This is a genomic window from Pseudomonas sp. GW822-FHT03F08, assembly GCF_058801265.1.
Genome location: NZ_JBXANC010000010.1, coordinates 151,469 through 163,975 on the forward strand (window position 1 = coordinate 151,469; position 12,507 = coordinate 163,975).

The window sequence follows — 12,507 nt, forward strand, 5'->3', positions numbered from 1 at the left end:
GATGCGAAGCGGCTCACGCTGTTTCGCATCCACTCCCCTCCGCCGGCTGTATAAGGTCACATAGCTGCGGCATACTCGGTCGCCTAATTGCCCGGATCCCGCTATGCGCTCACTTGCTGCTCTTGCACCGCTTGCCTTGACCCTGATGCTCACCGCTTGCGGCGATGGCGAATCGCTGTTGCCCCCGGATGCGCGCCTGCCCGATGGCGGACGCTATCGCGGCGAGCTGGTCAACGGTCTGCTGCAAGGCCAGGGCCGGGTCGACTACCCGAACGGCAGTTGGTACGCGGGCGAGTTCGACAAGGGCCAGTGGCACGGTCAGGGCGAATGGCACGGCAGCAACGGCGAGGTTTATCGCGGGAATTTCCAGCAAGGCCTGTTCGACGGCCAGGGCACACTGACCACCCACGGTGGCAGCTACACCGGCGGTTTCAAGCTCGGCCGACGCGAAGGCGAAGGCACCCTCAAAGAAAACGCGATGACCTATCGCGGCGAATTCAAGGCCGACCAGTATTCCGGGCTCGGTCGTCTGGAGCTGGACGACGGCAGCTCCTATCAAGGCCAGTTCGCAAACGGCAAACCCAACGGTGAGGGCCAGCGCGGCGATGCCAGCGGCAATCAGTTCACCGGCCATTTCGTGAACGGCCAGCTCGAAGGCAACGGCACCTTCAACAGCGCCGACGGCGATATCTATGTCGGCGGCTTCAAGAACAATCAGCTACACGGCAAGGGCCGCTACGAAAACGCTGACGGCGACGTCTGGCTCGGCCAGTTCAAGGAAGGCGCGCTGACCGGCAAGGGCGAACTGATCGGCGCCGACGGCAGCCATTACACCGGCTACTTCAATGACTGGCGCTTCAGCGGTCAGGGCCGACTGAACCTGTCCGACGGCAGTTTCTACATTGGCGGGTTCGACAGCGACAGCTACGCGGGCCGAGGCACGCTGGTGCTGACTGACGGCAGCGTGCTCAGCGGCACCTGGATCAACGGCCAGCGCGTGCGCGACGCCGACGGCAAATTGTTGCCCGATACGCTCGAACTTGGCCTGTTGGCCCAGGGCCGCCTGCTCGAGGAAGCGCTGGCCAATGTGCCAACCTCGACCCCGGCGGTGGAGTTGTACTCCCTGACCCTCGGCGGCGACGGCAAACAGAGCGTGTTCCTGCGCGAATCCGATTACGTGGCCAACATGCTCGCCAGCCGCTTCGGCGCCTTTGGCCAGATCCGCCTGGTCAACCATCGCGACCACCTCGGTGACCGGCCGATGGCCACCCGCGAAAATCTGCGCCGCGCGGCGTTGACCCTGGCCGAACGCAGCGGCCCGGAAGATCTGGTGTTCATCTACCTGACCAGCCACGGCACCGCCGAACATGAACTGGTGCTCGACCAACCGCGCATGGAACTGGCCGACCTGCCCGCCGACGAACTCGCCGCCGTGCTCGCACCGCTGAAGAACCGCGACAAGATCATTGTCATCTCCTCGTGCTATTCCGGTGGTTTCATTCCGGCGCTGAAGGACGAACGTACGTTGATCATGACCGCGTCGCGCGCCGACCGGGTCTCGTTCGGTTGCTCCGAAGAAGCCAACTTCACCTACTTCGGCGATGCCCTGTTTGCCCAGGCGCTGAACCAGACCGATGATCTGGAGCAAGCCTTCAAACTGGCCAAGGCCACCGTCGCCGAGCGCGAACTGGCGGACAACTTCGAAGCCTCGGAACCGCAGATCTGGGCGCCGAAAACAGTGCTCGCCCATTGGCAGCTGCTGCGCAAGCAGCAAGCGAGAAAAGCGTTGCAAAGTGCTGCGCTGAACGACGGAGCGACAAAGAGCAACTAAGCTGAACAGTATCAAGGGAGAGACACTATGTACTTGACGCCTCAGCATGTCTTGCTTGCCGGAGCCACCGGGCTGACCGGTGAACACCTGCTCGACCGTTTGCTCAACGAACCGACGATCACTCGCGTCCTGGCCCCTTCACGCCGGCCGCTGGCCGAACATCCTCATCTGGAAAACCCGGTCGGCGACCCGCAGACCTTCCTGCCGCAACTGGCCGGTCGCGTCGACATCGCCTATTGCTGCCTCGGCACCACCATCAAACAGGCCGGCTCCGAAGAGGCGTTTCGCGCCGTGGATCTGGACATGGTCGTGGCGTTTGCCAAACGCGCCCGGGAAATGGGCGCACGGCACCTGATCGTGATCAGTGCCCTGGGGGCTGATCGCCGATCCTCGATTTTCTACAACAAGGTCAAAGGCGAGATGGAACACGCATTGCGCGCGCAGGACTGGCCACAACTGACCATCTGCCGGCCTTCGTTGTTGCTGGGGGATCGCAGCGAGCCACGGCTGGGCGAGCAGCTTGCCGCACCGTTTTCGAAACTGATTCCCGGCAAATACCGCGGCATCGAAGCCTGCCAACTGGCCCGAGCCATGTGGCGGCTGGCGCTTGAGGAACAGGACGGAGTGCGGATCGTCGAGTCGGATGAATTGAGAAAGCTCGGCAAGTAAAAACAAAAATCGCAGCCATCGGCTGCGATCTTTTTAGAGCCCGCCAGTCGCCTGAAAGCCTACGCCGATCACCGTCAGCAACGACAACGGCAACAGCAGCGTATCGAGCAATGCACTGGCCGGCAGATCCACCCCGGGATAGCTTGGCGCCTCGGCACCGAACCGATCCATCGCGCAACACCCGCCATTCATGGCGTACAAATCCAGCCGAGTGCCGGAATACACCACCGGTGCGCCGGGTTTGGCGGCATCGAGCGTGCGTGCCGTGGCGCAGCCGGTCAGTTGCAATATCAGCAGGATCGCCAGCAGCTTATTCATCGCTGCTCAGGTGATGCTCGCCCCAGCGCGGCAGCATGTCCTGGGGGATGCCCAGTAGATTGAGAATCCGCGCCACCACGAAATCGATCAGGTCATCGATGGTCTGCGGCTGGTGATAAAAGCCAGGCGAGGCCGGCAGGATAGTCACGCCCATGTTCGACAACTTGAGCATGTGCTCCAGGTGAATGCTCGAATACGGCGCTTCGCGCGGTACCAGAATCAACTGGCGACGCTCCTTCAGCGTTACATCTGCCGCTCGCTCGATCAGGTTGTTGCAGGCGCCGGTGGCGATGGCCGACAAGGTGCCTGTCGAGCACGGCACCACTACCATTGCCGCCGGCGCCCCGGAGCCCGAGGCCACTGGCGACATCCAGTCTTCTTTGCCATACACGCGGATCTGCCCCGCGGCGGCGCCGGTGTATTCGGTGAGGAACGCCTGCATCATTTGCGGCTTGGCCGGCAGCGACACGTCCGTCTCGGTAGCCATCACCAGTTGCGCTGCCTTGGAGATCAGGAAATGTACTTCGCGATCCTCGCGCACCAGGCAATCCAGCAGGCGCAAGCCGTACTGGGCGCCGGACGCGCCGGTCATCGCCAGCGTGATGCGTTCCGGGCCGTTGTTGTTCATTTCAGCGCCTCGGCGAGTTTGCCGTGCAGACCGCCGAAGCCGCCGTTGCTCATGATCACCACGTGGGTGCCGGGCTGGGCCTGGCTTTTCACGCGTTCGATGATGCCTTCCAGCGAATCGCTGACGATCGACGGCACGGTGCACAACGCGGCAGTGCCAGCCAGGTCCCAGCCGAGGTTGGCCGGGGCGTACCAGATCACCTGATCGGCATCGACCACGCTGTCCGGCAAGCCGTCACGGTGTGCGCCGAGCTTCATCGAGTTGGAACGCGGCTCGATGATCGCGATCAGCGGTGCGTCGCCAATGCGTTTGCGCAGGCCGTCGAGGGTGGTCGCAATGGCGGTCGGGTGGTGGGCGAAGTCATCGTAGATGGTGATGCCGCGCACTTCCGCGACTTTTTCCATCCGACGCTTGACGCTCTTGAACGCGCTCAACCCGGCGATGCCCATGGACGGCACAACACCAACGTGACGCGCTGCCGCCAGAGTAGCCAATGCGTTGGCTACGTTGTGCTGCCCCGTCAATTCCCACTCGACGACGCCTTGGGAGACGCCCTCGAACATCACTTCGAATGCCGAGCCGTCGTCCTTCAGCAACTTGACCTGCCACTGACCGCCAGCACCGGTGGTTTGCACCGGGGTCCAGCAGCCCATCTCGATCACGCGCTGCAAGGCGGGTTCGGTGGTCGGGTGGATCACCAGGCCTTCGCTCGGAATAGTCCGCACCAAGTGGTGGAACTGGCGCTCGATGGCCGGCAGATCCGGGAAAATGTCAGCGTGATCGAACTCAAGGTTGTTGAGGATCGCCGTACGTGGACGGTAGTGGACAAACTTCGAGCGTTTGTCGAAGAACGCGCTGTCGTACTCGTCGGCCTCGATCACGAAGAACGGCGTGCCGCCCAGACGCGCCGACACCGAGAAATTCTGCGGAACGCCGCCGATCAGGAAGCCCGGGCTCATGCCGGCGTGTTCCAGTACCCAGGCCAGCATGCTGCTGGTGGTGGTCTTGCCGTGCGTACCGGCAACCGCCAGCACCCAGCGACCTTGCAGCACATGATCAGCCAGCCACTGTGGGCCGGAAACGTACGGCAGGCCTTTGTTCAGCACATATTCCACCGCCGGATTGCCGCGGGACATGGCGTTGCCGATCACCACCAGATCCGGCGCCGGATCAAGCTGAGCCGGGTCGTAACCCTGAGTCAGCTGAATGCCCTGGGCTTCGAGCTGAGTGCTCATCGGCGGATAGACGTTGGCATCGGAGCCGGTCACGTGATGGCCCAGCTCTTTGGCCAGAACCGCCATCGAGCCCATGAAAGTCCCGCAGATACCCAGAATATGAATGTGCATAGTCGACCTCGTAAAACATGGCCGCAGGGTAGCCCAGGCAGGGGAAAACCGCATCCTCGTTTTCAGGGGGTCAAGCGCTGCGGGCGATCCCGTGCTTGCGCAGCTTTCTATAGAGCGTATTGCGGCTGACACCCAGTTGCTGCGCCGTGTGGGTCATATGCCAGCGCGTGTGTTCCAGCGCATTGAGCAACGCCAGCCGTTCGGCATCCTCCAGCGGCTGCCCGGATGACACTTCATCGACTTTGACCAACAGCGGCTGCACCTGTCGGAACATCGCCGGCAGATCATCCAGCCCGATCCGCCCTTCATCGCACAACGCCGCCAGCGTGCGCAGCACGTTACGCAACTGCCGCACATTGCCCGGCCAGTTGAAGCCCAGCAAGGCCTGGCGCGCCGGCTCTTCGATCAGGATCGTTTCACCGCCTGCCTCTTCGGCCAGCAGGAAATCCAGCAACTGCGACTTGTCACTGCGCTCGCGCAACGGCGGCAGCGCCACTTCCAGCCCGTTGAGCCGGTAATACAAATCCTCCCGAAAACTGCCGTCGCCAACCCGTTCCAGCAAGTTACGGTGAGTGGCACTGATGATCCGCACGTTGACCGCTTCCGGCTCGCCGCCGATCGGCACCACTTGCCGGTCCTCAAGCACTCGCAACAGACGGGTCTGCAAGGCCAGCGGCATGTCGCCGATTTCATCGAGAAACAGCGTGCCGCCGTCGGCCTGCTGCAACTTGCCACGCATGCCGTCCTTGCGCGCGCCAGTGAAGCTGCCACCGCGATAGCCGAACAGTTCGCTCTCGATCAGGCTTTCGGGAATGGCCGCGCAGTTGAGGGCGACGAACGCTTTGCCGGCGCGTTGACTGGCCTGATGCACGGCCTTGGCGAACGCTTCCTTGCCGGAGCCGGTTTCACCGTTGATCAGCAGCGGCACGTCACGCTCGAACACTCGCAAGGCCTTGCGGAAATCCGCTTGCAGCCCGGCGTCGCCCAGACAAATGCCAGCCAGGCGTGGCGCCTCGGGAGCCTGAGGTTTCGGCAAGACGATGGATGGCTTGCGCGACTCGCCGCGCAGCACCGCGAACAGATGCCGTCCGTCACGAGTGCGCAACGGCCAACTGGCGCTGGCATTGGCACTCGCACGCCCCAGCAACTCATCCAGCGAACAATCGAAAAACGCCTCCACCGGTTTGCCGAGCAAACCACCGCGAATGTGCCCCAGCAGGTTCAAGGCGCTCTGATTGACCGCACTGATCCGCCCTTCCCCGTCAAACGCCAGCAGCCCTTCGCTGAACAGCCCGACAGACTCGGCCTGGAGATGGAATCGCAACAACCATTGGTTATCGAAACAGCGCAGGAAGTAGCAGCTCTCGATCATCTTCGCCGACAGATTGACCAGCGCCATGGTGTGGAACTGGCTCTGGCGCGAGACGTCATGCCGCGCAGAGGAAACATCGAGCACCGCCAGCAGTTCGCCGTGCGGGTCGAACACCGGGCTCGCCGAGCAGGTCAGGCCGGTGTGACGGCCGCGAAAGTGTTCGTCCTGATGGATGGTCAGGGCCTGACGTTCCACCAGGCAGGTGCCGATGCCGTTGGTGCCTTCACAGGCCTCGCTCCAGTCGGAACCGAGCCAGAGCCCTGCGCGTTCGAAGATCTTGCGTTCGGCAGGAGCGGTGACGCAGTTGAGGATTACCCCACGGGCGTCGGTCAGCAGTACCGCGTGGCCGGCGCCGGAGAGTTGCTGATGCAGGCTGCTCATTTCATTGCCGGCGATCTGCAACACCTGTTGCAGCCGTTCGCGGCTTTCGAGGACACGACCGTGTTCGAGCACGGTCGGCGCCATGGTCAGGGCCGGGTCGAGGTGATAGTCCTCAAGACAACGCAGCCACGAGCGGGCGATCGACGGGTCGGCACCGGGGCCGTGCAGGTGCGGCTTGCCCTGGGTGACGGTGAGAACCTGTTGGGCATGGCGACTCAAATGGTTGTCGTGCATTTCTTATTATTCTCCCCGAGGCTCATCGGCCCATGCGTGAAGTGGTGCCCAGCATCCTCCAGCCAACCGGTCTTTGCAATGCTGGCAAGACCGCCCGGTCACAGGTTGTGCCAGAAGCGGTACAAACTGTCACCCGAGCTGTACCGATACCGTCACAGACGCTTGCCACTTGTCCGACAGAAATCACGCAAGGCCTTGATTTGCCTGACCTGCACGGCGGTGGCCCGACCTTTGCTCTACGCTTATAGCAAGCGCTCATGCGCGTTTCTCTAATAAGTACAAAGCCAAGGAGAACATCATCATGCGTTACGCTCACCCCGGTACTGAAGGCGCCAAAGTCTCGTTCAAGAGCAAGTACGGTAACTACATCGGCGGCGAGTTCGTCGCGCCTGTCAAAGGTCAGTACTTCACCAATACCTCGCCAGTGAATGGCCAACCGATTGCCGAATTCCCGCGTTCCACTGCCGAAGACATCGACAAGGCCCTGGACGCCGCTCACGCCGCTGCCGATGCCTGGGGCTCGACCTCCGCCCAGGCCCGCTCGCTGATCCTGCTGAAAATCGCCGATCGCATCGAACAGAACCTCGAACTGCTGGCGATCACCGAAACCTGGGACAACGGCAAAGCCATCCGCGAAACCCTCAACGCCGACATCCCGCTGGCCGCCGACCACTTCCGCTATTTCGCCGGGTGCCTGCGCGCCCAGGAAGGCAGCGCCGCCGAAATCGATGGCAACACCGTCGCTTATCACATTCATGAACCGCTGGGCGTGGTCGGCCAGATCATCCCGTGGAACTTCCCGATCCTGATGGCCGCGTGGAAACTCGCCCCGGCCTTGGCCGCCGGCAACTGCGTGGTGCTCAAACCTGCCGAGCAAACACCGCTGGGCATCAGCGTGCTGCTGGAGCTGATCGGCGACCTGCTGCCACCGGGCGTGCTCAACGTGGTGCAAGGGTTCGGCAAAGAAGCCGGCGAAGCCCTGGCCACCAGCAAGCGCATCGCCAAGATCGCCTTCACCGGCTCGACCCCGGTCGGCTCGCACATCATGAAATGCGCGGCCGAAAACATCATTCCGTCCACCGTGGAACTGGGCGGCAAGTCGCCGAACATCTTCTTCGAAGACATCATGAAGGCCGAGCCGAGCTTCATCGAAAAAGCCGCTGAAGGTCTGGTGCTGGCGTTCTTCAACCAGGGCGAAGTCTGCACCTGCCCGTCCCGTGCGCTGGTACAGGAATCGATCTACGACGAATTCATGGCCGTCGTCATGAAGAAAGTCCTGCAAATCAAACGTGGCGATCCGCTGGACACCGACACCATGGTCGGCGCCCAGGCGTCCGAGCAGCAATTCGACAAGATTCTTTCGTACCTGGAAATCGCCAAGGGCGAAGGTGCCGAACTGCTGACCGGCGGCAAGGTGGAAAAACTCGAAGGCAACCTGGCCTCCGGTTATTACATCCAGCCGACCCTGCTCAAGGGCACCAACAAGATGCGTGTGTTCCAGGAAGAAATCTTCGGCCCGGTGGTGAGCATCACTACCTTCAAGGACGAAGCCGAAGCCCTGGCAATCGCCAACGACACCGAGTTCGGCCTGGGCGCCGGCCTCTGGACCCGCGACATCAACCGCGCCTATCGCATGGGGCGCGCCATCAAGGCCGGTCGTGTGTGGACCAACTGCTACCACCTGTACCCGGCGCACGCCGCGTTCGGCGGGTACAAGAAGTCCGGCGTCGGCCGTGAAACCCACAAGATGATGCTCGATCACTACCAACAGACAAAAAACCTGCTGGTGAGCTACGACATCAATCCGCTGGGCTTCTTCTAAAAAACCGAGGGCGGTGCCGAGATTTCGGTACCGCCCTTTTCATCCCGATGACAACTCCCTGGCCTGGCCGCTCTGGCACGGGCCTTGCGTACCCGTCATTCAGGATTTGCGTGAACACTGCCGCTGCGTGAACAGCGCCCACCCACTCAACCGCTGCACCCGAAAGTCCAACAGATCGAACAATAAAAAAGACAGAGAGGACTTATGACTTCCACCACACAGCTCAAACCCACACTCGGCACCCTGCATCTCTGGGGCATTGCCGTCGGCCTGGTGATTTCCGGCGAATACTTCGGCTGGAGTTACGGCTGGGGCACGGCGGGAACCCTGGGTTTCCTGGTCACGGCCCTGATGGTCGCGACCATGTACACCTGCTTCATCTTCAGTTTCACCGAACTGACCACCGCGATTCCCCACGCGGGCGGGCCGTTCGCCTACAGCCGCCGAGCCTTTGGTGAGAAAGGCGGATTGATCGCCGGGATCGCCACGCTGATCGAGTTCGTGTTCGCTCCGCCGGCCATCGCCATGGCCATCGGTGCCTATCTCAATGTGCAATATCCGGAACTTGATCCGAAAGTCGCGGCGGTCGGTGCGTATTTCGTGTTCATGACCCTGAACATCCTCGGCGTCAGCATCGCCGCGACCTTCGAACTGGTGGTCACCGTGCTCGCCGTCGCCGAACTGCTGGTGTTCATGGGCGTGGTTGCGCCGGGCTTCAGTTTCAGCAACTTCGTGCTGAACGGCTGGTCGGGCGCCAACGAATTCACGATGGGCTCGATTCCCGGCATTTTCGCCGCAATTCCCTTCGCGATCTGGTTTTTCCTCGCCATCGAAGGCGCAGCCATGGCGGCCGAGGAAGCCAAGGACCCGAAACGGACGATTCCCAAGGCTTATGTCAGCGGCATCCTGACCCTGGTGTTCCTGGCCATCGGCGTCATGGTGATGGCCGGCGGCGTTGGCGACTGGCGTCAACTGTCGAACATCAACGACCCGTTGCCTCAAGCGATGAAAGCAGTGGTCGGCAACAATTCGACGTGGATGCACATGCTGGTCTGGATCGGCCTGTTCGGGCTGGTGGCGAGTTTCCACGGGATCATCCTCGGTTACTCGCGGCAGTTCTTCGCCCTCGCCCGGGCCGGTTATCTGCCGAAAAGTCTGGCCAAACTCTCGCGTTTCCAGACGCCGCACCGGGCGATTCTGGCCGGCGGTGTGATCGGCATCGCGGCAATCTACAGCGACGGACTGGTCAATCTGCAAGGCATGACCCTGACGGCAGCGATGATCACCATGTCGGTGTTCGGCGCCATCGTGATGTACATCATCAGCATGCTCAGCCTGTTCAAACTGCGCAAAACCGAGCCGAACCTGGAACGCACCTTCCGCGCGCCGGGTTATCCGGTGGTGCCGGCTATCGCGCTGTTCCTGGCGGTGGTGTGCCTAGTGGCGATGGCCTGGTTCAACACGCTGATCGGTTGTGTGTTCCTCGGGTTCATGGCCGCCGGTTACCTGTACTTCCAGCTGACCGCCAAGCAACGCTCCGAAGCACCGGCAGACGCTATGCTCGAAGGTATCTAAACGCTAACTGAGCTGCACCGGCATCGGGCCTCGGGCTCGGTGCCCGCACTAAAAGCATTCATTCAGGAGGAACGCGCCCCATGGCCGCATTTGCCCATACCGTCGGCGCCCAGACCTATCGCTTCGACAGCCTTAAAGACGTGATGGCCAAGGCCAGCCCGGCGCGTTCCGGGGATTTTCTGGCCGGCGTCGCCGCGCTCAACGATGGCGAGCGGGTGGCCGCGCAAATGACGCTGGCCGACATCCCGCTGACACATTTCCTGCAGGAAGCGCTGATTCCCTACGAATCCGATGAAGTCACCCGACTGATCATCGACAGCCATGACAAGCAGGCCTTTGCGGTCGTCAGCCATCTCACCGTTGGCGGCTTTCGCGACTGGCTTCTGAGCGAAGCGGCCGACGAGTCCAGCCTGCGGGCCCTCGCCCCTGGCCTGACGCCGGAAATGGTCGCGGCAGTGTCGAAGATCATGCGCGTGCAGGATCTGGTGCTGGTGGCGCAGAAGATCCGCGTCGTCACGAAATTTCGCGGCACCCTCGGCCTGCGTGGACGGTTATCCACAAGGCTGCAACCCAATCACCCGACCGACGAACCGTCCGGCATCGCCGCGAGCATTCTCGACGGCCTGCTGTACGGCAATGGCGATGCGATGATCGGCATCAACCCGGCCACCGACAGCATCGCCTCGATCTGCGCAATGCTGGAAATGCTCGACGCGATCATCCAGCGCTACGACATTCCGACCCAGGCCTGCGTGCTGACCCACGTCACCACCTCTATAGAGGCGATCAACCGTGGGGTGCCGCTGGATCTGGTGTTCCAGTCGATTGCCGGCACCGAAGCGGCCAATGCCAGTTTCGGCATCAATCTGAATATCTTGCAGGAAGGCTATGACGCCGGGCTGAGCCTCAATCGGGGCACGCTTGGGCAGAACCTGATGTATTTCGAAACCGGCCAGGGCAGCGCGCTGTCGGCCAATGCCCACCACGGCGTCGATCAACAGACCTGCGAGACCCGGGCCTACGCCGTGGCGCGACATTTCAAACCGTTCCTGGTGAACACCGTCGTAGGATTCATCGGCCCGGAATACCTCTACAACGGCAAGCAGATCATCCGCGCCGGCCTCGAAGACCACTTCTGCGGCAAGCTGCTCGGCGTGCCGATGGGCTGCGACATCTGCTACACCAACCACGCCGAAGCCGACCAGGACGACATGGACACCCTGCTGACCCTGCTGGGCGTGGCGGGGATCAATTTCATCATGGGCATCCCCGGCTCCGACGACATCATGCTCAACTACCAGACTACTTCGTTCCACGACGCCCTCTACGCGCGTCAGACCCTGGGCCTGAAACCGGCGCCGGAGTTCGAGCAGTGGCTGGCGAACATGGGCATCTTCACCCAGGCGGACGGCAAGGTCCGCTTCGGCAACAACCTGCCGCCGGCCTTCCGCCAGGCGTTGGCGCAACTGGGATGAGTCAGATGGAAAAACCGCCCGTCGATCCACAAAACCCCTGGCTTGAGCTGCGCCGCCTGACCCCGGCGCGGATCGCTCTCGGCCGCACCGGCACCAGCCTGCCGACCCGCGCGCAGCTGGATTTCCAGTTCGCCCACGCTCAGGCCCGTGATGCGGTGCATTTACCCTTCGACCATGCAGGGCTCAGTGCCCAACTGACGGAGCGTCAGCGTGACAGCCTGCTGCTGCACAGCGCGGCTGCGGATCGCAACAGCTACCTGCAACGCCCGGACCTGGGGCGCAAATTGAGCGATCAATCGGCGCTAGCCCTGCGTGAATACGCCCTGGCGCATCCGGGCGGCGTGGACCTGGTGATCGTCGTGGCCGACGGCCTCTCGGCGCTGGCGGTGCATCGGCACACCCTGCCCTTTCTCACCCGTCTGGAAGAACAGATGACCGCCGACGAATGGTCGACCGCGCCGGTAGTGCTGGTAGAGCAAGGCCGAGTGGCGGTTGGCGATGAAATCGGCCAATTGCTGGGCGCAAAAATGGTCGTGATGCTGATCGGAGAGCGCCCCGGCCTCAGCTCGCCGGACAGCCTCGGTTTATATTTCACCTACAATCCAAAGGTCGGCCTCACGGATGCCTACCGCAATTGCATCTCCAATGTGCGGCTGGAGGGACTCAGCTACGGCATGGCGGCCCATCGCTTGCTGTATCTGATGCGTGAAGCCTGTCGGCGACAACTGTCGGGCGTCAATCTGAAGGACGAAGCGCAGGTTCAGACGCTGGAATCGGAAGCCGGTGCAGATATGAAGAGTAATTTCCTACTCGATCCGCCCCCAGCCTGAACCGTTTCCGCATTGCGTTTCTGCGC

Annotated in this window: 10 protein-coding genes; 6 read left to right on the forward strand and 4 right to left on the reverse strand. The window is 62.2% G+C overall.

The window, feature by feature from the left end:
• Positions 1–103 precede the first annotated feature (103 nt).
• Entirely contained in the window at positions 104–1,831 is a 1,728-nt protein-coding gene (locus tag AC1RME_RS24090) for a C13 family peptidase (RefSeq protein WP_493091849.1), read from the forward strand.
• 27 nt (positions 1,832–1,858) lie between these two features.
• Positions 1,859–2,500, forward strand: a complete 642-nt coding sequence (locus AC1RME_RS24095; RefSeq protein ID WP_096820775.1) for an oxidoreductase — start codon at positions 1,859–1,861, stop codon at positions 2,498–2,500.
• A 33-nt stretch (positions 2,501–2,533) separates the two neighbouring features.
• Here the strand turns inward: AC1RME_RS24095 and AC1RME_RS24100 are convergent, their stop codons facing one another.
• From AC1RME_RS24100 to AC1RME_RS24115, 4 genes are all read right to left on the reverse strand, one after another.
• A complete protein-coding gene (locus AC1RME_RS24100; protein ID WP_039771878.1) occupies positions 2,534–2,818 on the reverse strand; it encodes a YceK/YidQ family lipoprotein in 285 nt (94 codons plus the stop codon).
• Positions 2,811–3,446, reverse strand: a complete 636-nt coding sequence (gene ubiX / locus AC1RME_RS24105; RefSeq protein WP_011336112.1) for a flavin prenyltransferase UbiX — start codon at positions 3,444–3,446, stop codon at positions 2,811–2,813. Before ubiX ends, AC1RME_RS24100 begins: the two co-directional genes overlap by 8 nt.
• Complete coding sequence (gene mpl / locus AC1RME_RS24110; protein WP_007958628.1) at positions 3,443–4,792, reverse strand: UDP-N-acetylmuramate:L-alanyl-gamma-D-glutamyl-meso-diaminopimelate ligase; 1,350 nt, start codon at positions 4,790–4,792, stop codon at positions 3,443–3,445. Before mpl ends, ubiX begins: the two co-directional genes overlap by 4 nt.
• Positions 4,793–4,862: 70 nt before the next feature.
• Entirely contained in the window at positions 4,863–6,779 is a 1,917-nt protein-coding gene (locus AC1RME_RS24115) for a sigma-54-dependent Fis family transcriptional regulator (protein ID WP_096820774.1), read from the reverse strand.
• Between the two features lie 301 nt (positions 6,780–7,080).
• On the opposite strand from AC1RME_RS24115, the gene exaC reads away from it, so the two are divergent.
• From exaC to eutC, 4 genes are all read left to right on the forward strand, one after another.
• The gene (gene exaC, locus AC1RME_RS24120; RefSeq protein ID WP_096820773.1) at positions 7,081–8,601 is read left to right on the forward strand and encodes an acetaldehyde dehydrogenase ExaC; all 1,521 of its coding nucleotides are present in this window, start codon (positions 7,081–7,083) and stop codon (positions 8,599–8,601) included.
• Between the two features lie 204 nt (positions 8,602–8,805).
• On the forward strand, positions 8,806–10,176 hold the full coding sequence (gene eat, locus AC1RME_RS24125; protein ID WP_096820772.1) for an ethanolamine permease: 1,371 nt from the start codon (positions 8,806–8,808) through the stop codon (positions 10,174–10,176).
• Between the two features lie 80 nt (positions 10,177–10,256).
• Positions 10,257–11,651, forward strand: coding sequence for an ethanolamine ammonia-lyase subunit EutB (locus tag AC1RME_RS24130; RefSeq protein WP_102620861.1), 1,395 nt, complete (start codon positions 10,257–10,259; stop codon positions 11,649–11,651).
• Positions 11,648–12,481 (forward strand): ethanolamine ammonia-lyase subunit EutC, encoded by an 834-nt coding sequence (gene eutC / locus AC1RME_RS24135; protein WP_493091850.1) that lies wholly within the window; start codon positions 11,648–11,650, stop codon positions 12,479–12,481. The genes AC1RME_RS24130 and eutC overlap by 4 nt, the downstream gene beginning before the upstream one ends.
• Positions 12,482–12,507 lie beyond the last annotated feature (26 nt).

Bases quoted from the DNA above. Each gene is read 5' to 3' on its own strand.
- exaC (WP_096820773.1), top strand. From the start codon at position 7,081: ATGCGTTACGCTCACCCCGGTACTGAAGGCGCCAAAGTCTCGTTCAAG.
- AC1RME_RS24130 (WP_102620861.1), top strand. From the start codon at position 10,257: ATGGCCGCATTTGCCCATACCGTCGGCGCCCAGACCTATCGCTTCGAC.
- AC1RME_RS24115 (WP_096820774.1), bottom strand. From the start codon at position 6,779: ATGCACGACAACCATTTGAGTCGCCATGCCCAACAGGTTCTCACCGTC.
- mpl (WP_007958628.1), bottom strand. From the start codon at position 4,792: ATGCACATTCATATTCTGGGTATCTGCGGGACTTTCATGGGCTCGATG.
- AC1RME_RS24095 (WP_096820775.1), top strand. From the start codon at position 1,859: ATGTACTTGACGCCTCAGCATGTCTTGCTTGCCGGAGCCACCGGGCTG.
- eutC (WP_493091850.1), top strand. From the start codon at position 11,648: ATGAGTCAGATGGAAAAACCGCCCGTCGATCCACAAAACCCCTGGCTT.
- AC1RME_RS24090 (WP_493091849.1), top strand. From the start codon at position 104: ATGCGCTCACTTGCTGCTCTTGCACCGCTTGCCTTGACCCTGATGCTC.
- AC1RME_RS24100 (WP_039771878.1), bottom strand. From the start codon at position 2,818: ATGAATAAGCTGCTGGCGATCCTGCTGATATTGCAACTGACCGGCTGC.
- ubiX (WP_011336112.1), bottom strand. From the start codon at position 3,446: ATGAACAACAACGGCCCGGAACGCATCACGCTGGCGATGACCGGCGCG.
- eat (WP_096820772.1), top strand. From the start codon at position 8,806: ATGACTTCCACCACACAGCTCAAACCCACACTCGGCACCCTGCATCTC.